This window comes from Neorhizobium sp. AL 9.2.2 (assembly GCF_013317225.1).
Lineage (GTDB): Bacteria > Pseudomonadota > Alphaproteobacteria > Rhizobiales > Rhizobiaceae > Neorhizobium > Neorhizobium soli.
Window position 1 is genome coordinate 88,664 of the sequence record NZ_JAALXU010000009.1, and the last position, 22,334, is coordinate 110,997.

Annotated in this window: 19 protein-coding genes; 12 read left to right on the top strand and 7 right to left on the bottom strand. The window is 61.3% G+C overall.

Annotated elements, in window-relative coordinates:
- Positions 1-7: 7 nt before the first annotated feature.
- Positions 8-1,078 (top strand): HlyD family secretion protein, encoded by a 1,071-nt coding sequence (locus G6K99_RS18190; protein WP_174197391.1) that lies wholly within the window; start codon positions 8-10, stop codon positions 1,076-1,078.
- 109 nt (positions 1,079-1,187) lie between these two features.
- Here G6K99_RS18190 and G6K99_RS18195 read toward each other — a convergent pair whose 3' ends face one another.
- Positions 1,188-2,270 carry a GH25 family lysozyme gene (locus G6K99_RS18195; RefSeq protein ID WP_062454464.1) on the bottom strand — a complete coding sequence of 361 codons (1,083 nt, stop codon included), beginning with the start codon at positions 2,268-2,270 and terminating at the stop codon, positions 1,188-1,190.
- Between the two features lie 310 nt (positions 2,271-2,580).
- Here G6K99_RS18195 and G6K99_RS18200 point away from each other — a divergent pair, with 310 nt between their 5' ends.
- On the top strand, positions 2,581-4,287 hold the full coding sequence (locus G6K99_RS18200) for an alpha-glucosidase (protein WP_174197392.1): 1,707 nt from the start codon (positions 2,581-2,583) through the stop codon (positions 4,285-4,287).
- 53 nt (positions 4,288-4,340) lie between these two features.
- On the opposite strand, the gene G6K99_RS18205 is transcribed toward G6K99_RS18200, so the two are convergent.
- Positions 4,341-6,566, bottom strand: coding sequence for a heavy metal translocating P-type ATPase (locus tag G6K99_RS18205; RefSeq protein ID WP_174197393.1), 2,226 nt, complete (start codon positions 6,564-6,566; stop codon positions 4,341-4,343).
- Between the two features lie 240 nt (positions 6,567-6,806).
- Here G6K99_RS18205 and G6K99_RS18210 point away from each other — a divergent pair, with 240 nt between their 5' ends.
- From G6K99_RS18210 to G6K99_RS18245, 8 genes are all read left to right on the top strand, one after another.
- Positions 6,807-7,847 (top strand): PotD/PotF family extracellular solute-binding protein, encoded by a 1,041-nt coding sequence (locus G6K99_RS18210; RefSeq protein WP_174197394.1) that lies wholly within the window; start codon positions 6,807-6,809, stop codon positions 7,845-7,847.
- 141 nt (positions 7,848-7,988) lie between these two features.
- The gene (locus G6K99_RS18215) at positions 7,989-8,813 is read left to right on the top strand and encodes an ABC transporter permease (RefSeq protein WP_113164998.1); all 825 of its coding nucleotides are present in this window, start codon (positions 7,989-7,991) and stop codon (positions 8,811-8,813) included.
- A 4-nt stretch (positions 8,814-8,817) separates the two neighbouring features.
- Complete coding sequence (locus G6K99_RS18220) at positions 8,818-9,606, top strand: ABC transporter permease (RefSeq protein WP_174197395.1); 789 nt, start codon at positions 8,818-8,820, stop codon at positions 9,604-9,606.
- A gap of 16 nt (positions 9,607-9,622) precedes the next feature.
- Complete coding sequence (locus tag G6K99_RS18225) at positions 9,623-10,681, top strand: ABC transporter ATP-binding protein (protein ID WP_113165000.1); 1,059 nt, start codon at positions 9,623-9,625, stop codon at positions 10,679-10,681.
- A 121-nt stretch (positions 10,682-10,802) separates the two neighbouring features.
- Entirely contained in the window at positions 10,803-11,744 is a 942-nt protein-coding gene (locus G6K99_RS18230; protein ID WP_174197396.1) for a 2-dehydro-3-deoxygalactonokinase, read from the top strand.
- Between the two features lie 4 nt (positions 11,745-11,748).
- Positions 11,749-12,369, top strand: coding sequence for a 2-dehydro-3-deoxy-6-phosphogalactonate aldolase (locus tag G6K99_RS18235; RefSeq protein WP_174197397.1), 621 nt, complete (start codon positions 11,749-11,751; stop codon positions 12,367-12,369).
- A gap of 80 nt (positions 12,370-12,449) precedes the next feature.
- Positions 12,450-12,707: a hypothetical protein gene (locus tag G6K99_RS18240; RefSeq protein WP_062576720.1), complete on the top strand. Its 258-nt coding sequence runs from the start codon at positions 12,450-12,452 to the stop codon at positions 12,705-12,707.
- A gap of 34 nt (positions 12,708-12,741) precedes the next feature.
- Complete coding sequence (locus G6K99_RS18245; protein WP_174197398.1) at positions 12,742-13,911, top strand: pyridoxal phosphate-dependent aminotransferase; 1,170 nt, start codon at positions 12,742-12,744, stop codon at positions 13,909-13,911.
- 79 nt (positions 13,912-13,990) lie between these two features.
- On the opposite strand, the gene G6K99_RS18250 is transcribed toward G6K99_RS18245, so the two are convergent.
- The 5 genes from G6K99_RS18250 to hutI form a co-directional block, all read right to left on the bottom strand.
- Positions 13,991-14,494 carry an invasion associated locus B family protein gene (locus G6K99_RS18250; protein WP_062576716.1) on the bottom strand — a complete coding sequence of 168 codons (504 nt, stop codon included), beginning with the start codon at positions 14,492-14,494 and terminating at the stop codon, positions 13,991-13,993.
- A gap of 236 nt (positions 14,495-14,730) precedes the next feature.
- Entirely contained in the window at positions 14,731-15,324 is a 594-nt protein-coding gene (locus tag G6K99_RS18255; protein WP_174197399.1) for a HutD family protein, read from the bottom strand.
- 5 nt (positions 15,325-15,329) lie between these two features.
- A complete protein-coding gene (gene hutU / locus G6K99_RS18260; RefSeq protein WP_174197400.1) occupies positions 15,330-17,015 on the bottom strand; it encodes a urocanate hydratase in 1,686 nt (561 codons plus the stop codon).
- A gap of 28 nt (positions 17,016-17,043) precedes the next feature.
- Positions 17,044-18,579, bottom strand: coding sequence for a histidine ammonia-lyase (hutH, locus tag G6K99_RS18265; RefSeq protein WP_174197401.1), 1,536 nt, complete (start codon positions 18,577-18,579; stop codon positions 17,044-17,046).
- Positions 18,576-19,823: an imidazolonepropionase gene (gene hutI, locus G6K99_RS18270; protein WP_371816235.1), complete on the bottom strand. Its 1,248-nt coding sequence runs from the start codon at positions 19,821-19,823 to the stop codon at positions 18,576-18,578. The genes hutH and hutI overlap by 4 nt, the downstream gene beginning before the upstream one ends.
- Positions 19,824-19,928: 105 nt before the next feature.
- Here hutI and G6K99_RS18275 point away from each other — a divergent pair, with 105 nt between their 5' ends.
- Complete coding sequence (locus G6K99_RS18275; RefSeq protein WP_371816236.1) at positions 19,929-21,278, top strand: formimidoylglutamate deiminase; 1,350 nt, start codon at positions 19,929-19,931, stop codon at positions 21,276-21,278.
- A gap of 50 nt (positions 21,279-21,328) precedes the next feature.
- On the top strand, positions 21,329-22,072 hold the full coding sequence (hutC, locus tag G6K99_RS18280) for a histidine utilization repressor (protein WP_180215568.1): 744 nt from the start codon (positions 21,329-21,331) through the stop codon (positions 22,070-22,072).
- The last annotated feature ends 262 nt before the right edge of the window (positions 22,073-22,334 follow it).

A 22,334-nucleotide genomic window follows, 5' to 3' on the forward strand; every position in this document is an offset into this window, starting at 1 on the left:
CAGAGCTATGAACGCTGCCTTCAGATCCATTTCCACATACGTCGCGCTCATCGTCGGGATCGTCGGCGTGTTTATCGTGCTTTACGCCTGGAACCTGCCCCCCTTCCACGGCACGGTCGAGACCACGAACGATGCCTATGTCCGCGGACAGGTGACGTTGCTCAGTCCGCAACTGGCGGGCGTCATCGTCGACGTGCCGGTGCAGGACTACCAGAAGGTCAAGAAGGGCGATCTGATCGTCAAGATCGATGACCGCATCTATGCCCAGAAGCTCGAACAGGCAGAGGCGCAGCTCGCCACCGCTGAAGCTTCGCTCGACAATTCCGAGCAAAGCCGCAAATCGGCGGAGGCCAATATCGTCTCGGCAAAGGCCGGCATCGAAAGTGCGCAGGCAGCACTGAACGCGGCCAAGCTGACCTATGAGCGCACCGAGACTTTGCTCAAAAACAACGTCACCACCCAAAGCGAGTCGGAGAAGAACCGCGCCGCCTATGACCAGGCGCAGGCGAGCCTCCACCAGGCACAGGCTACCGAACTGGTGGCTGAACAGGACCTCAACACGATCGTCGTCAGTCGTCGTTCGCTGGAAGCGAGCGTCGGAAGCGCCAAGGCCGCGGTCGAACTCACGCGGATCGACCTGCAAAACACCAGGATCATCGCACCGCAGGACGGAACCCTTGGAGAGGTGACCGGCCGCATCGGTCAATATGTTTCCGTTGGCACACAGGTCGCTTCGCTCGTGCCCAATCACGTCTGGGTGGTCGCAAACTTCAAGGAAACCCAGCTGGAGAACATGACCGTCGGCCAGCGCGTGACATTCACGGTCGATGCTCTGGGTCATCAGGCGTTCACGGGAACGATCGAGCGTTTCGCCCCAGCGACAGGCTCGGAATTCTCCGTGATCAAATCCGACAACGCGACCGGCAACTTCACCAAGGTCGCTCAGCGTATTCCGGTGCGCATTGCCATCGATACCGAACAGCCCCTGACGGACCGTCTTGTGCCCGGCATGTCCGTCGTGGCCAAGATCGATATCGCTCAGGAGAGTGCAGCAGCTGCAGAGGTAGAGACGCGCTAAGCCGAAGTGGCGATGGTGTCAGCGGAACCTGCATATCCCGGATAGCAAAACGCCCCGCATCAGACGCCGACGCGGGGCGCTCGCCGATTATCGTCTGAAGTCGATCCCGTCAGTTGCGGGCGACCCAGTCATGCCAATCACCCTCGCCGCCGCGGAAGACGTTGAGATCGATCTTACCCTCGACGCCCTGCGAGAGGCCGGATCCGGAATACTGCCAGAACACCCATCTGCGATCGGGATAGACCACCGACGGATGCTGAGCGACCGCGCGCAGCCAGAATGGGTAGTTGAGGAACTCGCCGCGCAGGTTGTCCTTGTAGAAATCCGGCGCCGTGTAGATCACCGGCCGCTTGCCGTAATGGCGCTCCAGCATGTCCATGAAGACCTGCATCTTTTCGAGCACCTTGGCGCGCGACAGACGCATCTTGCAGCTCGACTCGCCGTTATATTCGACGTCGATCACAGGCGGCAGCGCGTCGGGATCTTTTGGAACATTGCGGATGAACCATTCGGCCTGGTCGCTCGCAACGCGGCACCAGTAGAAGAAGTGGTAGGCACCGCGCTTAACGCCGGCCTCCTTGGCCTTGCGCCAGTTGGTCTTAAACATCGGATCCAGATGATCGCCGCCGTCGGTCGCCTTGATATAGGCAAAGTTGGCGCCCTGCGTCCGCAGCTTTGCCCAATCGATATCGCCCTGCCAGCGAGAAACGTCGACGCCGTGAACGGACATCTTTCGTGGCGAGACCTTGCCGAAATTGATCGGTTTGGCATCGCGGAAGCTGTGGCTGTAGATCCGCGAGCGGCCACCCGGCGAAACCCCGAGGCCTGGCCTCATGTCGGGCAGGGAAACCGGAGTGAGCGCCGATACGGGCCGCTGAGCCGGCATCGGCATGCCGACGGTCGTGATCATCGGATTGCCTGGCGCTTCGACCGAAGGACCCGGCGCGATGTTGCGGAACGCCGGCGACTGCGGCACAGGCCCGCCCCAGGCCAATGGCTTCTGCGGTGGTGACGGAATGCCGGCCGTCGTCCCGACGTCGACGGCGGGAACCAGCGGAGCCGTTCTTGCAGCCAGACGGGACGTCTTTGCAGACCCGGATGAAGCGGGCACAGCGGATTCCAGATCGCTGCTGGAGGTACATCCAGTCGCAGCGAGGGCCAGAACGAGCAGTGATACAGCCGTAAGACGCATAAGGAACCCGTACTCGATACAAAACGGAATCCGTGCAGCAGACGATCAGCGCCGCACGTTTACTAACGGGACCTTACCGGGAAATACTGAATGCAATCTTTACGGAGGTGCTCCGAGCCCTACAGGATGACGTCTAGAGAGGCGAAATCGATAACACTTCAGTCACGAGGTCGTCAGGTGAGCGCAATGAGCCCGCGAAGGGCACGACACGATCGGTCAGGCAGTCTTGATTTAATCCGGAATACGCTCGTTTGGAACTCTCCATGCGGCGTTGGCGTTCGGTTGTCGAATATATCTCAAGGAGACATGGATGGACCAGTTACGGGACCAGCTCGAGGATCAGCTGGCAGCACTTGTCCAGGAAGCGGCGCCACCCCTCGAACGGCAGTGGTGGCATAGCTCGACCGTCTACCAGATCTATCCGCGCAGCTTTTGCGATCTGAACGGTGACGGCATCGGCGATATTCCGGGCATTATCTCGAAACTGGATTATATCGCATCTCTCGGCATCGACGTCATATGGCTCTCCCCGATCTTCAAATCGCCGATGGATGACAACGGTTACGACATTTCGGACTATCGCGATATCGCGTCGGAATTCGGAACGCTTGCCGACTTCGATCTGCTGGTTGCCGAGGCTCGACGCCGAGGCATCGGCATCTTGCTCGATCTGGTTGTGAATCACACGTCCGACGAACACCCGTGGTTTCAGAACTCACGAGCCTCTCTCGACAATCCGTTTCGTGACTTCTACGTCTGGCGCAAGCCGGGTCCTGACGGCGGACCGCCCAACGATCTCCAGTCGACATTCGGCGGCCCCGCCTGGACGCTCGACGAGACGACCGGCGAATACTACCTGCATCTCTTCTCGCGCCGCCAGCCCGATCTGAACTGGGAAAACCCTAAGGTCCGTGCCGAAGTTCATGACATGATGAACTGGTGGCTGGAACGCGGCATTTCCGGTTTCCGGATGGATGTCATCGACTATATCGGCAAACAGGTGGACCAGGGCGTGGTGACCGACGGTGCGCACCTGCACGAATATCTGCAGGCGATGAACCGCGAGACCTTCGGTGGCCGCAACGTCCTGACCGTCGGCGAGGCGTGGAGTGCCACACCTGCATCGGCACTTCTCTATTCCGGTCGCGAGCGGCAGGAACTCTCGATGGTGTTCCAGTTCGAACACGTGACCCGCCAATGGGATGAAACCTACGGCAAATGGCAGCCGAAAACCTTCGACCTCGTCGAACTGAAGTCGGTGCTGAGCAAATGGCAGAACGCGCTGGCCGACGATGGCTGGAATTCCCTGTTCTGGGGCAATCATGACCTGCCGCGTGCCGTTTCGAAATATGGTGACGCTACGGGCTATCCCGTCGAATCCGCCAAGATGCTGGCGACGGTCCTGCATCTGCTGAAAGGCACGCCGTTCATCTATCAGGGCGAGGAAATCGGCATGACCAACATGCCGTTTAGCGCGATCGAGCAGTACCGCGATATCGAGACGCTCAACATGTATCAGCTGCATGTGGATGCCGGCCGTTCGCCTGAGGATTTCATCATGGGCGCCAACGCGAACGGCCGCGACAACGCCCGCACGCCGATGCAGTGGAACAGCGCAGCTTATGGCGGTTTTTCCACCGTAGAACCCTGGATCGGCGTCAATCCGAACTATGCGTCGATCAATGCGGACGTGGCGATGAGCGACGAGCGTTCGGTCTGGAACCATTACCGCCAGCTGATTGCCTTGCGGAAATCCCATCCGGTCATCGTCTACGGCAAATACCAGTCGTGGCTCGACGACAATCCCGACGTCTTTGTCTACACCCGCAAACTGGACAGGGACCTGCTGGTCGTCATCGGCAGTTTTTCAGCCCGCGAGGTAAGTCTGGATCTGCCGGAAGAGCTGCGCGTATCCGGCAGTTGCCTCATCTCCAACGAACAGCCGATCGAAGCGCTCTCGGAGACGATCGTTCTCAAGCCGTATGAAGCCTTCGCCATCCTGCACCGGATGCCATGACGAAAAGTTTTCAGTCTTAGAGAGCCTTGCGCCCGGAGGCGTAGGGCTCTCATCTACTTCCGCAACAGCCTCAGCGCATTGATCGTGACCAGCACGGTTGCGCCGGTGTCGGCGAGGATCGCCGGCCAGAGCCCGGTTATGCCGATCACCGTCGTCACCAGAAACACCGCCTTCAGACCGAGCGCGATGGTGATGTTCTGATGGATGTTGCGCATCGTCTTCTTCGACAGGGCAATCATTGCTGCGATATCGGCCACCCGGCCATGCAGCACAGCGGCGTCGGCGGTTTCGAGCGCAACATCCGTGCCGCCGCCCATGGCGATGCCGACATCTGCCGCCGCCAAGGCCGGTGCGTCGTTGATCCCGTCCCCGACCTTGCCGACGACGAAACCGTCACGCTTCAGTTCGCCGACGATACGGCTCTTGTCTTCCGGGAGCAGGTCAGCGCGGACCTCGATCCCCAGCTCCTGCCCGATTGCAACTGCCGTGCGCGCATTGTCGCCGGTCAGCATGACCGTTTTCACGCCCGCTTCGGTGAGAGCCAGAAGCCCAGCCTTGGCATCGGCGCGCGGCTCGTCGCGCATGGCGATCGCACCGGCGAGCACGCTGCCGACGATCAGCACGGAGACGGTTTTGCCCTCGTCGTTGAGCGCTGCGACCCGGCGGCTGTGCGCCATCGACATCGACACCCGCTCGGCGGCAGCCTTGGGAGAGCCGAAGAAGACGTCCTGTCCCTCGACCTCTGCTGTCAAACCTTTTCCGCCGAGCGCCTTGCCATCACTCGACTGCGGAATGACAACTTCGTCTTCTTCAGCTTTCGCGAGGATGGCCTTTGCAAGTGGATGGCTGGAGCCGATTTCCAGCGCGGCCGCAAACCGCAGCACTTCATCGGCACTGTGGCCGAAAGCAATGACATCGGTGACCTGCGGCCGTCCCTCGGTCAGCGTGCCGGTCTTGTCGAGGGCAACAACGGTCAGCTTTCCGAGTGTCTCAAGCACCGCACCGCCCTTGATCAGGAGGCCACGGCGGGCACCGGATGAAAGCGACGCAGCGATCGCCGCAGGCGTCGAGATGACAAGTGCGCAGGGGCAACCGATCAGCAGAATGGCAAGCCCTTTGTAGATCCACTCGTTCCAGTTACCACCGGCAATGAGCGGCGGCAGGATGGCGACCAGAGCGGCAACCGCAACGACGCCGGGCGTATAGTACCGCGAAAAGCGGTCGATGAAGCGTTCGGTCGGCGCCTTCTTTTCCTGCGCCTCCTCAACGAGGCGAACGACGCGGGCAATCGTGTTGTCTTGCGCAGCGGCGGTGACACGCACCCGAAGCGCGCCATCGGTGTTGATGGTGCCGGCAAACACGACATCGTCGACGCCCTTGGCAACCGGCGTGCTTTCGCCCGTCACGGGCGCCTGATCGACCGCGCTCTGGCCCGACATGATGACGCCATCGGCGGATATCCGGTCGCCGGGCCTGACCAGGATGATCGAACCGATCGCAAGGCTTTCGGCCGGCACGGTTCTTGTCTGGCCGCCCTCCTCCAGGAGCGCTTCCTTCGGGACCAGAGCGGAGAGGCTTCTGATGCTGTCGCGTGCCTTTCCGGCCGCAACGCCTTCCAGCAATTCACCGACGAGAAACAGGAAGACGACCGCCGCTGCTTCCTCCGATGCATCGATCACAACGGCGCCGACAGCTGCGATCGTCATCAGCATTTCGATCGAGAACGGCGTGCCGGCGAGCGCTGCCATGATCGCGCGCCGCGCGATCGGCACGAGACCGATCAGCATCGCGGCGGTGAAGATATAGGTCTCGTAAGCGGGAAACAGGTGGCCGAGCCCATAGGCAACTGCAAATGCCAGGCCTGCCATAATGGTCAGTCGACCCTTGGCAGATTTCCACCATGGGCCCTCCATCGGACCGTGGTCATGGCCGTGCAGGCCCTCAGTGGCGGCTGTCTCCCGCTTATGATGGGAATGATCGTGCTTGCTTCCATCATCGTGAGCATGAGGGTCGGCGTGATCCGCAACGGGGATTACCAGCTCGTCCGAGCGGTTTCGCTGCGAAAGCTGTCTCAGCGGATAACCGAGACCGGAAACACGCTTTTCGACGGCGCTAAGATCGACGCTGTCATTGTGGCTGACCGTCATCGTGCCCGCGGCAACCGATACCGAAACATCCTCGACGCCGGGCATGCGGCGTACAGCCGTGTCGATCTTGGTGGCGCAGCTGGCGCAGTCCATACCGCCGACCTTGTATCGCGCCTGATTTACTGCCGTCATCGTGCTGGTTCCCTGCCGTTCGTCTCAGATCACCTCTCGTGTCTACAACCTCTAGCCACTAGAGCTGCAAGAGGGAAAACGCCCACACGTGCGTTCCTATTGCAGTGCGTATCCACATGGATATTGCGCGTGCACAATTATTGAGCTTGCGGGGAAAGCGATGAAAAAATACTGTCGTACTACGCTCGGCGCTGTCCGAGCAGCCAATTCAACACCGATTGTTCGACAAAGGATCACCTCATGAAGGCTCATCGCCTCACCAAGTTTGCAGCGCTTGCAATTCTTGCCACGTTTTCCGGCGTCGCCTCGGCCAGTGCCCAGACGAAGACCTTCACCATTTCCTGGTGGGGCTATAACGGCGACAAGATGAAGGCCAACATCATCGAGCCCTTCAAGAAGATCTGCGGCTGCGACATCGTTTTCGAAACAGGCAACAATGCCGACCGGCTGAACAAGCTGAAGCTGCGCGACGGCAAGGGCGTGGACGTGATCTACCTCTCGGACAGCTTCTCCCAGCTCGGCGTCGCACAGGGCCTGTTTCAGGAAGTCGACGCGTCCAAGATCCCGAACCTTTCGGAAATCTACGAACTCGGCCGCAATCCGCAGGGCAAGTATGGTCCGGCCTACACGATCGGCCGCGTCGGTCTCGTCTATGACAGCGCCAAGGTGGATCCGGCGATCACCTCCTGGGCCGATCTCTGGCGCGCCGACATGAAGAGCTCGGTCTCGCTGCCGGGCATCACCACCACGGCCGGCCCGATGGTCGTGTTGCAGGCCGGCAAGCATGCGGGCGTTGATGCCTACGAGGACTCCCAAAAGGCCTTCGAAGCGATCAGCGAACTGAAGCCGAATGTGGTCAAGAACTACAATACCGGCTCCGAACTGGTGAACCTGATTTCGACCGGCGAGGTGCGCGTTGCCCTGGCGCAGGATTTCACGCTTGCTTCGATGCAGGCCGCCGTCAAGACGATGACCTGGGCGACACTGAAGGAAGGCGATATCGCCACCCTCAACATGGTCAACATTCCCAAGGGCTCCGAAAATGTCGAGCTCGCGCACCAGTTCATCAACTTCGTTCTGTCGAAGGAAGTTCAGCAGAAGGAAGCCGAACAGGGCGTCGATGCGCCGATCAACAGCAAGGTCGAGCTTTCGCCGGAACAGGCCAAGATGTGGACCTATGGCGCTGACCAGGTCTCGAAGCTGGGCCGCATCGATTACGCCAAGCTGAACGACGCCAAGACCGACTGGATCGACCAGTGGAACGAGGTTTTCGGCCAGTAATCCCAGTCACAGACGACGAGCCCTCTCCTCGATCCAAGGAGAGGGCTTTTCCTGATCCGGGCAGGGATTGCGGAGCACATCCGCTGCCGGAACGCCGGTGCCGGAAAGTCGCAGGGCAGCCCGGAATTTGAAAGAACAGACATGAAGCGTTTTGCCAAATGGGGGCTGACGATGCCGGCGACGATTGCTGTCGTCGTCGCTCTCGTTATTCCGGTTCTCTTGACCATCGCCACCACGTTTGGTGAGCCGAAAGGCGCCTTTTCGACCTACACCGCCTTCTTCAACAGCGGCTTCCGCACCAATATCCTCTACCGTACGCTGCGTATCGCCCTGATCACCACCGCGATCTCGCTGGTCATCGGCTTTCTGACGGCTTACGTGATCGCCCGCATGCCGGGGCGGCTGAAGTCTGTCGCCATCATCGCTGCGGTTTTCCCGCTTCTGACCGGCGTCGTGGTTCGCTCATTTGCCTGGCTGATCATCCTCGGCAAGAACGGCATCGTCAACGACACGCTCATGTCGCTCGGCATCATCTCTGAGCCGCTGTCCATGCTCTATACCGAGGGATCGGTGATCGTTGCGATGGTCTATCTGTTCGTGCCGCTGATGATCCTCACCCTGACCGGTGTGCTCGAGGGCGTTCCACGCGAAGTGGTCGAAGCCTCAACCTCTCTGGGTGCCACGCCGATCGCCACATTCTTCCAGGTCATCCTGCCGCTTGCCGTGCCGGGCCTCATCGTCGGCGCGGTCCTCGTCTTTACCGGCAGCTTCACCTCCTACGCGACGCCGCAGCTGCTTGGCGGCGAGCAGATGATGATGATGGGAACGCTGCTCTATCAGCGCGCCATGGTCACCTTCGACTGGGTGGGCGCCTCCACCATCGCAGCGATCATGGTGGTCATCACCATTGCCGTAGTGACGATCATGAGCCGCATGGCGCGGCGCCTCAATCCGATGGCGGTATGACAAGATGACCACACGCATCCATCCCCTCCTCGGCGCGTTCGCCGCCCTCGTCTTCCTTTTCCTGCTCGCGCCGCTCGTCATCATCGTCGGCGCGTCGCTTTCCGACACATCCTACCTGACGTTTCCGCCGCAGGGCCTGACACTGCGGTGGTTTGCCAATATTTTCGAGATCTCCGCCTTCCGGAACACCGCGATCACCAGCTTCCAGGTGGCGATCCTCGGAACGGCGCTGTCGCTGCTGATGGGCATTCCCGCCGCCTATGCGCTGAACCGATACCGCGTCGAACTACCGAAATGGCTTTCCACGCTGTTCGTCCTGCCGATCCTGGTCCCGGAAATCGTGTTCGGCTTCTCGCTTCTGAAGTCGATTACCATCGGCTTCGGCCTGCCGGTCTATCCGAGCCTAATCCTCGGTCACGCACTTCTGGTTCTGCCCTATTCCGTTCGCGTCGTCGGTGCGAGCCTTGCCGCCTTTGACTTCTCCGTGGAGGAAGCGGCGATCAGCCTTGGTTGCCCGCCGCTCAAGACCTTCCTGACGGTGGTGCTGCCGAACATTCGCGCCGGCGTCATCGCCGCCTTCATCCTTGCCTTCATCACCTCGATCAACGACGTGTCCATCTCGGTGTTTCTGACCGGTCCCGGCATTTCCACGCTGCCGATCCAGATTCTGGCCCATATGGAACAGTTTTTCGACCCCACCATCGCCTCCGTCTCCGTGCTTTTGATGCTGGTGACGGTTGGCGTGATGGCCATCGTCGAAGCCACGCTCGGCCTCACCTTCCTGACCAAGTAAGACGAGTAGAACCCTTTTGACCGTATCGCTCACCATCGAAAACCTTTCGGCCCATTACGGATCGACACAGGTCCTCAAGGACCTGTCGATCTCGGTCGCGGCCGGCGAACTCGTGTCGCTGCTTGGCTCATCCGGCTGCGGCAAGACGACGACGCTGCGGATCGTCGCAGGCTTTCTGGAGCCGACCAGCGGCCGCGTGCGGCTTGGAGATCGCGATCTCACCACGCTTCCGGCACATGCCCGCGATATCGGGCTTGTGTTCCAGAACTACGCGCTCTTTCCTCACCTGACCGTGATGGAAAACGTCGCCTTCGGTCTGAAGCAGCGCGGCATTGCCAAACCCGATCGGGCCAAGCGCGCAGGAAGCATGCTCGACCGCGTCGGCCTTTCGCACCTGGCCGACCGGCTGCCGTCGGCACTGTCAGGCGGCCAGAAGCAACGCGTCGCACTGGCCCGCGCGCTCGTCATCGAACCACCGCTCCTGATGTTCGATGAACCGCTTTCGAACCTCGATGCCAAGTTGCGCGTGGACATGCGCGTCGAGATCCGCCAGTTGCAGAAGGCGAACGGCACGACGTCGCTTTATGTCACCCACGATCAGGAAGAAGCCTTCTCGATCTCCGACCGCGTGGCGATCATGAATGCAGGCCGCATCATGCAGCTCGACACGCCGGAAGTCCTCTACCGCAAACCGGCCAACGCCTTCGTCGCCAGTTTTGTCGGGTTCGAGAACCTCATTCCGATGAAGGTGGTCACCCGCGACGGCGCGACCGTCACAGCCGAGGCTGCCGGCGGTGCGCGACTGTCGTTCTCGCAGGATGTCTTCGGTGCGATCAAGGACGATTTCGTTCTGGCCACCCGTGCCGACGGCCTTGTCGCCCGTCAGTCCGGCGAAGGCATTCCCGCGACCCTTGGCACCCGCACCTATCTCGGGCGCGCCTACCAATACAAGTGTGTGACCGTCGCCGGCGAGATCACGGCGAATGGAGCACTGTCCGAACCTTTCGACCCCGGCACGAGCGCTGTTCTGGTGCCTGTACCGGAACAGTGCTGCATCCTCGATCCCGAAGCCTGAGCCTCGATTTACAAACCTCAAGCCCCTCCTCAAAAGTATGACTTTTCGCAGCACTTGCTCTCGACAAGGCAGCCCTGCCCGCGCTATCGAAGGCCAAAATGTTCGGGGAGGAAACCGAGAGATGCCAGAGCCTAAGTCGATCATTCTAGATTGGGGCACGAGTTCGCTTCGCGCCGCGCTCGTATCTGAAACGGGCGAAACGCTCGACACCCGGGATACGACAAGCGGCGGCATCCAGTTCGTCAAGGATGGGGCTTTCGAGGACGCCCTGATGGAAACGGTCGGGGCATGGTTCGACGCGCACGGCGCAATCCCAGTCCTTGCTAGCGGCATGATCACCAGCCGCAATGGCTGGATCGAGGTCCCTTACGTCGACGCGCCCGCGGGTCTTGCCGAACTGGCAGCCGGCACGCGGCAGCTCACGCTTGGCAACGGCGCCATCGTCACCTTCCTGCCCGGCATGCGCGATCCCGCGGCACAGCCGTTTCCGGACGTGATGCGCGGCGAGGAAACGCAGATCGTCGGCTTCGGGCTGGACAAGAACCGCACCCTGGTTCTGCCGGGAACCCATAGCAAGTGGGCACGGGTCGAGAGTGGCCGGATCGCCGGTTTCCAGACCTATGCGACCGGTGAAATCTTCGCACTGCTGACCAAGCATTCCTTTATCGCCAAGGCATCGGAGCCGGCACCCGGCTCCGAGCCGCGCTGGGAGGCATTTGACCGGGGTGCCGGGTTTGCCGCAAGCGACGCGCGTGCCGCCGACGCATTCCTCTCTGCCGTCTTCAGCGCCCGCACGGGCGTGCTTGCCGGCGTTCTGGCGCCTGAAGATATCGGCGACTACGTTTCCGGGCTGGTCATCGGTTCGGAGTTCCGTCAGGCCCGCGCCGCGGGCTGGCTGAAACCCGGCGAAGCTATCGGCATCGTCGGCAACAACGTGCTGAACAGCCGTTACAGCCGCGTCGCGCCGCTGTTTGATCTTGATATAGAGCCGGGCCCAACAGAAGCTGCCAAGCGCGGTGTCCAATTGATCGCCGGACAGTTGCAACTGACGAATAAAGGATAGTTCGATGACGTTCCAAGACGCGCTGCAAGCCTGCAATCTGGTTGCCATCCTGCGCGGCATCACGCCTGACGAGGCCGAGCCGATCGGCGAGGCGCTGATCGAAGCCGGCTGGCGCATCATCGAAGTTCCGCTCAATTCGCCGGACCCGCTGAAGAGCATCGAAAAACTGCAGAAGCGGTTCGGTGACCAGGCGCTGATCGGTGCGGGAACGGTGCTGACGACCGCTCAGGTCGCAGACGTCGCCTCGACGGGCGCAACTGTCATCATCTCGCCGAACGCGAACCTCTCGGTCATCGAAGCGAGCGTCTCGCGCGGCATGATCAGCCTGCCGGGCGTCGCGACGCCGTCTGAAGCCTTTGCGGCGATCGGCGCCGGTGCGACCGGCATCAAGGCCTTCCCGGCGGAGGCGATCCCGCCCATGGTCATCAAGGCCTGGAGGGCAGTTCTGCCGAAGGATATGCCGGTTCTGGCCGTTGGCGGGATTACGCCTGACAACATGAAATCCTTTATCGACGCCGGCACGAACGGCTTCGGCATCGGCGGATCGCTTTACAAGCCGGGCGACGATGTTGCGTCGGTGGCGGCGAAGGCCAAGCTATTTATCGAGGCGATGCGCCGCAGCTGATACCGAATCAACGCCATGCGCCAATCCGCGCATGGCCTTTTTCGACCAATCGGCGTAAAGCAGCGGTTCTTGAATCAGCAATGCACCGCATCCTTATGAAAATCCTTCCTGAAGAGCAGTTTTCCGAAGACGAACCGCAGTTCGAGGATGACATGGGCGAAGACGAACTTGTCCAATCTGCGTATTTCCTGATCGAGGCGCTGACCTTCGCCCCGGTGGCGAAACCGGGCACGCCCGAAGAGCCGTCAAAACCATCGCCAAATCAACGCTTTCGGACCGAAGGTTCCGTGTCCGATGCGGCCTGCAACCGGTTGACCGTACGTCGGAACTTGGCCTAGGCATAGTTCCCCGCCATACTCAGCCGAGATTCGCATGACGATCATCCGACCCGACATCAGCGCCCGCGCTGCGGCCGCTCCGCGTAGCGGTATTGGCGAAATTGTCACCTATGCGCGCGGTCGCGACAATCTGATGCCGCTCTGGATCGGCGAAGGCGACCTTCCGACACCTGATTTCATCACCCGGGCCGCAAGCGACGCGCTTCTCGCTGGCGAGACATTCTATACCTGGACGCAAGGTATCCCGGAACTTCGCGAGGCGATCCTGCGCTACTACCAGCGGCACTACTCAGCCGATCTTTCGGTCGACAACATCTACGTCACCGGGTCCGGCATGCAGTCGATCGTGCTGGCGATCCAGACGGTCGCATCGGCCGGCGACGAGGTGATCTATTTGTCACCGGCTTGGCCGAACGCTGCCCATGCCGCGAGTGTTTCCGAAGCAAAGGCCGTACCTGTCGTCCTCGATTTCATCGACGGCCGGTGGGTGCTCGATGCGGGCCGACTGGAAGCTGCGATCACGCCGAAAACCCGGGCGCTGTTCATCAATACCCCATCCAACCCGACGGGCTGGACCGCGACGAAGGATGATCTCGAGGCAATCCTTAGCCTTGCGCGCCGCCATGGTCTCTGGATCATCGCCGACGAGATCTACGGGCTCTACTATTTCGAAGGCACGCGGGCGCCGTCGTTCATGGATGTCATGGACGCGGAAGACCGCATCATCTTTGCCAACTCGTTCTCGAAGAACTGGTGCATGACCGGCTGGCGTATCGGCTGGGTGGTGGCGCCGGCGGAGATCGGCCAGACGCTCACCAATCTCATACAGTATTCCACGTCAGGCGTTGCGCAGTTCATGCAGAAGGGCGCGATTGCGGCACTCGACCTTGGCGACGAGTTCATTCGCTCCAATGTCGAGCGTGCCCGAACCTCGCGCGACATTCTGTGTGACGCGCTGGTCGCCACCAACCGTGTCGAAACGCGAAAGCCCGAAGGGGCGCTCTACGCGTTCCTGAAGATCGACGGCGTAACAGACAGCCGCGCCGAAGCCTTCAGGATTGTCGATGAAACCGGCGTCGGCATGGCGCCGGGCACCGCATTCGGCCCCGGCGGCGCCCCATTCATGAGAGCCTGTTTTCTGCGCGACCCGAAGCAGATCGAAGACGCGGCCGAGCGGCTATTCGCCTATATCCGCCGACGTTGACCGGACGAGCTTGTCAAGATCGGCGATGGGCGAATGCCGGTTTCGAACTCCACCCATCAGAGATCTTAAGAGATCGACGTCAGTTGCACTGACCGGCCTGGTTGAGGGCTGCGGTCACGCCGCTGAGCGAGAACGTATAGGATGTGCGGGTGCCTCTCCCCGAGACCGCCTGAAGCGTCATATTGCTTCCCGTACGCATGGCGTCGATCATCGCGGAATCATTGCTTTCCTGCTGCGTCCAGCCGGAGTTGCCCCGCGGCGTCATGGCAAAGGATTTGCCATCGATCGTGACCGTTATCTGTGAGCTGTTTTGAAGATCATATCCCATGATGGCCTGCGGATAATATCCGCTACCCGAAGGCTTGGGCGCCACGAGGAAGAAGTTATCGCCGTGGTTCACGCTTGCGGGCGTCGCCTGTTTCGGAATGGTCAGGACGTAGCAGCTTTTCGAAGCTCCCGCCTGATAGGAATAGACGTTCCAGTCGCCGAACTGCCTCAGCATCGTCGGGCTCGGCTGGGCAAATGCCGGCAGGGCAATCACGGCTGCAAAGAGAGGCGCAAGGGCGAAAGGTTTGAAGGACATCTCGTCTCCTGTTGGGAATGGCAAGGGAAATACGGGTACGAATGCATCCGTAAGTGATCCCATAGGGGGAGGAGGCGGTTACCGGAAAGTTAAAACTTTCACCTTCTGCGCCGTCGCCTCCGCCAAACCCGGTCTGGAACCGGGCAGATGTGATCAACCGAAAGAGACGAAATATCGCGTTTCCGGTTCTTTAGCGCGATCGCTGCGGCCAGCCTCACGGCATCTTCACAAATGCGTCAAACCTGTAACGAAACCGAGGCTTTTTGCCGTGAGGCGATGCGGACAAGAAAAGTCCGGCTTGATGGCGCCTGACTAAGTTCGATCTCCGAATCGCCCGGATGCAGCAGGATCGCATCATACGCGCCAAGCAATGTGCCGTCTTTCAGAACCAAATCCGACGTCGGCAGAACCAGGGTCACGTCCGAACCGTTCGACGTAATGACGCGTTGACTGACGGAGAGCATCGTCACGCCGTGAATAAACTTTCCGCGCCGGGTCATGACATTGAGATCGGTGATCGGGCCAGAGAGTAGCCTTGCGCTGGTCACTGCATCGGCCGGAAACGCGTGGGGCGGCGTGTCGAGGCGCAGGACACGATCGGGCTCGCCCTCGACCGAAAGCTCGATCCCGTCGCCCGTCAAAATGCTGAGGGTCCGGTCTATGTCCGCGAACACAGAGAACGGGCCGTCCTCGGCCACCGTCGCCATGCTGATACGCCAGTCGAAATCATCGACCGTGGCAGCCTGGGGAAAGACGGCGATCTCCACCGTCTCGCCCTTGCCGTTTTTCCAGGGCATCCGCTTATGGTCCGATGCACGCAGGATGCGCATGCGCGTCAGTTCCCGAGGATGCCAGGCAGGCGAAGGCCCTTGTCTTCGGCGCAATCGATTGCGATCTCGTATCCCGCATCGGCGTGACGCATGACGCCGGTTGCCGGGTCGTTCCACAGGACGCGTTCGATCCGGCGGGCTGCATCGTCCGTTCCGTCAGCGCAGATGACCATGCCGGAATGCTGCGAATATCCCATGCCGACGCCGCCGCCATGGTGCAGCGATACCCAGGTGGCGCCCGATGCGGTGTTGAGCAGCGCGTTGAGGAGCGGCCAGTCGGACACGGCGTCCGAGCCATCCTTCATCGCTTCCGTCTCGCGGTTCGGCGAGGCGACGGAACCGGAATCGAGATGGTCGCGGCCGATGACAACAGGCGCGGACAATTCACCGCTCCTCACCATCTCGTTGAAGGCGAGGCCGAGCTTGTGGCGATCACCGAGACCCACCCAGCAGATCCGCGCCGGAAGTCCCTGGAAGGCGATGCGCTCACGCGCCATGTCCAGCCAGTTGTGCAGGTGAGTGTTGTCAGGCAGCAGCTCCTTCACCTTCGCATCGGTCTTGTAGATGTCCTCAGGATCGCCCGACAGCGCCGCCCAGCGGAACGGGCCGATGCCGCGGCAAAACAGCGGACGGATATAGGCCGGGACGAAGCCCGGAAAGGCAAAGGCATTTTCCAGGCCTTCGTCCTTGGCGACCTGGCGGATGTTATTGCCGTAGTCGAGCGTCGGCACGCCGGCATCCCAGAACGCGACCATCGCTTCCACATGCGCCCTCATAGATGCGCGGGCCGCGACCTCAACCGATTTCGGATCGCTTTCGCGCTTGGCTTTGGCTTCCTCGACGGTCCAGCCGACCGGCAGGTAGCCGTTGCGCGGGTCATGGGCGGATGTCTGATCGGTGACGATATCCGGGCGAGCGCCTCCGGCCTTCATGCGGGCGACCAGTTCGGGGAAGATTTCGGCAGCGTTGCCGAGCAGACCGACCGATTTCGCTTCGCCCGCCTTGGTCCATTGGTCGATCAGCGCCAGTGCTTCGTCCAGCGTCTTCGCCTTGGCATCGACATAACGGGTGCGCAGACGAAAATCGATGCGGGTCTCGTCGCATTCAACCGCGAGGCAGCAGGCGCCTGCCATGACGGCTGCGAGCGGCTGTGCGCCGCCCATGCCGCCGAGGCCGCCGGTCAGGATCCACTTGCCCTTGAGGCTGCCGCCATAATGCTGGCGGCCAGCTTCCACGAAGGTCTCGTAGGTACCCTGAACGATGCCCTGTGTGCCGATATAGATCCACGATCCGGCGGTCATCTGGCCGTACATGGCCAGGCCCTTCCTATCCAATTCGTTGAAATGGTCCCAGGTCGCCCAATGCGGCACGAGGTTGGAGTTGGCGATCAGCACGCGCGGTGCATCCTTGTGGGTGCGAAACACGCCGACCGGCTTGCCGGACTGGACGAGCAGCGTCTCCTCCTCCGTTAGCGTCTTCAACGTCGCGACGATCTTGTCGAAATCGTCCCAAGTGCGGGCGGCCCGGCCGATGCCGCCATAGACGACGAGTTCATGCGGGTTTTCCGCAACATCCGGATCGAGGTTGTTCATCAGCATCCGAAGCGGTGCTTCGGTCATCCAGCTCTTGGCATTGAGCTCGGTGCCCTTGGGCGAGCGGACATCGCGAATGTTGTGGCGTGGATTGGTCATGTCGTGGCTCCCCAATTTCTTCTGATGATCAAACTTCAAGGACCGGCAGGATGCCCGGCGAGATGGCGTGGGCGAAGGCACCGGACGCGACCAGTTCGCTTGCGGCCTTGAGATCCGGCGCTAGGTAACGGTCATCGTCGAGCGCAGGGACGGAAGCCCGCAGCACGGCAACGGCTTTTGCGAGCTCGGTACTGGTCTTGAGCGGCCCGCGCAGTTCCACGCCCTGGACGGCCGTCAGCGCTTCGATCCCGAGAATGCCGAACAGGTTTTCGGTCATGCCGAGCAGGCGTCGCGCGCCGTGGCAGGCCATCGACACATGGTCCTCCTGATTGGCGGAGGTCGGCGTCGAATCCACTGAAGCCGGATGCGACATCTGCTTGTTCTCGCTCATCAGCGCGGCCGACGTGACTTCGGCGATCATCAGGCCCGAGTTGAGACCGGGCTTTTTCGACAGAAATGCCGGCAGGCCGTAGGAGAGAGCAGGATCGACCAGAAGCGCGATACGGCGCTGGGCGATCGCACCGATCTCGCAGATGGCAAGCGCCGTCTGATCGGCGGCAAAGGCAACCGGCTCGGCATGGAAATTGCCGCCGGAGACGACGGAATTGTCTGACAGAACCAGCGGATTGTCAGTGACGGCATTTGCTTCGACTTCCAGCGTCCTTGCGACGGACCGCAACAGATCGAGGCAGGCGCCGTCGACCTGCGGCTGGCAACGGATGCAATAGGGATCCTGAACCCGCTCGTCGCCTTCGATATGGCTTGCGCGGATTTCTGAGCCCTCAAGCAGGTTGCGAAGTGCGGCGCCGGCATCGATCTGGCCCTTGTGGCCGCGCAGGGTGTGAATGTCAGGGTGGAACGGAGCGGACGACCCCATCGCCGCGTCGGTCGACAGGGCGCCTGTAACAAGTGCCGTCTGGGCGGCGCGATGCGTACGAAACAGGCCCGCAAGCGCCAGTGCGGTGGAGGTCTGGGTACCGTTGATCAGCGCCAGTCCTTCCTTGGCGGCAAGCACGGCGGGTGTCAGCCCCACCTTGGCGAGCGCATCGGCTGATGCCAGCCGCTCTCCCTGCAGGAAGGCCTCGCCTTCGCCCATCATGGTGGCAGCCATATGCGCAAGCGGTGCCAGATCGCCGGATGCGCCGACCGAGCCCTTTTCCGGAATGACAGGGATGACGCCCTTTTCCAGCATGCCCTCGATCAGGCGGATCAACTCAATCCGGACACCGGACGCGCCGCGGCCGAGCGAGATCAGTTTCAGCGCCATGATCAGCCGCACGACATTTTCCGGCAGCGGCGCCCCGATGCCGCAGCAATGCGACAGGATCAGATTGCGTTGCAGAGTGGCGAGATCGGCACTGTCGATCTTGATCGAGGCAAGCTTACCGAAGCCGGTGTTAATGCCGTAGACCGGAGCATTTCCGGCAGCGATCTCCGCGATCCGTCTCGCCGCCTTTTCGATACCGGCATCGAAGGAGCGATCGAGAACTGCTGAACCAGTGTTCCAGTAGAGATCGGAAAGCTCGGCTAGAGTAACGCTGCCGGGGTGAAGCGTGATCGTCATAGCTGTTGACCTCTAAAGACGTTCGAATGAAGCGGGTTGAAGCCGATGCGGTAGACCAGCTCGGCCGGTCGCTGGATATTCCAGATGGCGAAGTCTGCCGATTTGCCGGACTCCAGCGTGCCGGTCTCGGAGAGAAGACCGAGTGCCCTCGCCGCCTCGCGCGTTGCACCTGCGATGCATTCCTCGACGGTCAGCCGGAACAGTGTCGCCGACATGTTCATCGTCAGCAGCAGCGAGGTGAGCGGCGACGTGCCGGGATTGCTATCGGTCGCAATCGCGATCCGGACGCCGGCATCGCGCAGCAGCTGGACCGGCGGCTTCTGCGTTTCGTTGATCGCATAAAACGCGCCCGGCAGCAGAACCGCAACCGTGCCCGACGCCGCCATCGCGGCCGCACCTTCGGCATCGAGGTATTCGAGATGATCGGCGGACAAGGCATCGTAGGATGCAGCCATCGCAGCACCACCGAGATTGGAAAGCTGTTCGGCGTGCAGCTTTACGGGCAGGCCGAGAGACGTCGCGTGATCGAACACACGCCGCATCTCCGCAACCGAGAACGCGATGCCTTCGCAGAAACCGTCGACTGCATCCACCAGACCCTCCGCATGGGCAAGGTTCATTGCCGGCAGAACGACATCGGCAATGTAGTCGCCGTTGCGTCCGCGGTACTCGACCGGCGTTGCGTGGGCGCCGAGGAACGACGTGACGACGCGGACCGGGCGGATCTTTTCGAGCGCCCGGGCGGCGCGCAGCATGTTCAGTTCGCCCTCGATCGACAGGCCGTAACCGGATTTGATCTCGAGCGTCGACACACCTTCCGCGAGCAGCGTATCGACCCTCGGAAGCGCGGCCTTCAGGAGCCCATCGACGGAAAGGGCATTGGTCGCCTTGACGGAGGAGACTATGCCGCCGCCTGCGCGCGCGACCTCCTCATAGGTGGCTCCTTCGAGCCGCATCTCGAATTCCATGGCGCGATCTCCGCCGAAGATCAGATGCGTATGGCAGTCGATCAGACCGGGCGTGATCACCCTGCCCTCCACGTCGATGATCTCGTCGGCTTCCAGAAAGGTTGACGGCAGATCGGACTCTGTGCCCGCGAAGACGATCCTGCCCCCTTCGACGGCAATGGCACTGTCCTCGATGAGAGCAAGCCCTTGCGCCTCGTCGGCAAGCGTGAGCAGCCGAGCGTTGCGCCATAGCGTTCTGGTTGGCGCCACCGGTGAATTATCGCTATTCTCGACCACGAAGCCTTCCTCTTTTTGTTTTAATGTATATACATAAAAAACCAAGGCAAGAAGAATTTGCAAGCGCCTGCTGACCGCAGACGGGACCAACAAATGGAGTTGGCAGTGAACACCATTTTTGCAGAAAACGCACTCATCGGCGGGGAATGGGCGAGCAACGTTCGCCTGACGATCGAGCATGGCAAGGTGCTGTCGATCGAACGTGACGCGATGCCTGCGGCCACCGACGAGCGGCACCGGCTGATCGGGCCCGGCATGGCCAATCTCCACAGCCACGCTTTCCAGCGCGCCATGGCGGGACTGACGGAGGTTCGCGGATCAACAAGCGACAGCTTCTGGAGCTGGCGCACGCTGATGTACAAATTCGCCCTGTCGATGACACCTGACGATATCGAGGCGGTCGCCGCACAGCTCTATATGGAAATGCTGGAGGCGGGCTTTACCCGGGTCGGCGAGTTTCATTACCTGCATCACGACCGTGACGGGCGCCACTACGCCAATATCGCGGAGCACGCGGCGCGGATCGGTGCGGCAAGTGCTGCGACCGGGATCGGCCTCACCCTGCTGCCAGTCTTCTACGCCCGCTCCGGGTTCGGGGGAACGGCACCGACCGAGGGCCAGCGACGCTTCATCAACTCGGTCGAGAGCTTTTCCCTGTTGATGGAGGAGTGCCGGAAGATCACGTCTGCGCTTCCCGGCGGCCAGCTCGGCATCGCGCCGCACAGCCTGCGGGCTGCGACGCCGGAAGAACTGCGGGACGTGCTTCCGATGGCAGGTGGAGGCCCGATCCACATCCATATCGCCGAGCAAACGAAAGAGGTCGAGGACTGTATCGCGTGGTCGGGCGCACGTCCCGTCGAATGGCTGCTCGCCAACATGCCGGTCGATGAGCGCTGGTGCCTGATCCACGCTACCCATATGACCGAGGCGGAAACGCGCGACATGGCACGCCGAGGGGCCATTGCCGGTCTCTGCCCCATCACGGAAGCCAACCTCGGCGACGGCATATTTCCGGCGCCGGCATTTCTCGAGGAAGGCGGCCAGTTCGGCGTCGGCTCGGACTCGAACATCTCGATTTCCGTCGCGCATGAACTTCGGCAGCTCGAATATTCGCAGCGTCTCGGACTTCGCTCGCGAAACGTCGTGGCACTACCGCAGCAATCGACGGGTGCGCGCCTGTTCCAGGAAGCGCTGAAAGGTGGCGCCCGCGCATTGCAGTCGCAGGACGACATCGTATCAGGTGCATCGGCGGATTTCGTCTCGCTCGACCTTGAGGCCGCCCCCTACCTTTCGGCAGATCAGGTTCTCGACCAGTGGATCTTCGCTGATACGATCAAGGTGGATTGCGTCTGGGCGGCGGGCAAGAAGCTGGTGACGGGCGGTCGGCATGTGAGCCGAGAGACGATCCTGCCGAGGTTCCAGGCCGTGATGGCCGCTCTGCTTGACGCCGGCTAACCGGATATGGTGGAGAACCCTTTTGACGCAGAGAGCCGAAGGACTTCGCCTTGACCGAAGAAAAAGAGATCAAGGCGACGCGTGCGGTGGGCACACTGCACCAGAAGATCCTGGGCGACATCGAGAACAATATCGTCAGCGGCGAATGGCCCCCGGGATACAGGATCCCTTTTGAGGTCGAGCTCGCCAAGCACTACAATGTCTCGCGGATGACCGCGAACAAGGTTCTGACCCAGCTTGCCAATGCCGGGCTGATCGAGCGGCGCAAGAAATCGGGCTCCTTTGTTGCCCAGCCGCGCAACCAGGCTGCCATTCTTGAGATCTACGACATCGAAGATGAAGTCCGCGCGCTGAACAAGGACTACCATTTCCGGATGGAGGAATGCCGGGAGCGGAAGACTGTGGCAACGGACCGGCTGCGCCTGAGCGTCGCCGGCAAGGAAAAATCCATCTACGTCGTCTGCCTGCATTTCGCCGACGGGAAGCCGTTCTGTCTCGAGGAACGACTGATCAATCTGAAGACCGTGCCGCAGGCAAAGGACATGGATTTCTCGACGGTTTCACCGGGCAAGTGGCTGATCGCGCAGATACCATGGACCGCTGCGGAACATCGGATCTCGGCCCAGCTTGCGGACGAAGAGCTGGCAAGGCGGCTGGAAATCACGCCGCAGTCTGCCTGCCTCGTGGTAGAACGCAAGACCTGGGACGTTTCCGGCCCGGTGACGTCGGTGCGGTTCAGCTACCCTTCCGACAGCCATGCGATCACTGCACGCTTTGCTCCGGCCTCGAGCTGAGACCGGCTTGCCCACCCCAAGCCTCCCCCCGCCCATTCAGGCTTAAAATGCGGTCTGTCGCAGCAGGCTCGCCATTTCGCGTTGGACTTCGGGGGCTCAACGTGACCTAGTCATATGGTTCGTCGGCATAGAATGCCATCGATCCGGCGTTTGGAAAATTGGCGGCGCTGCCTCAATACGGACTGCGGGACCAAAAAGCCGGTTACCTGCGAAACGTCACTGGGCTTGCTATCATCGACTAAGCGGATGGCAGCAAGATACC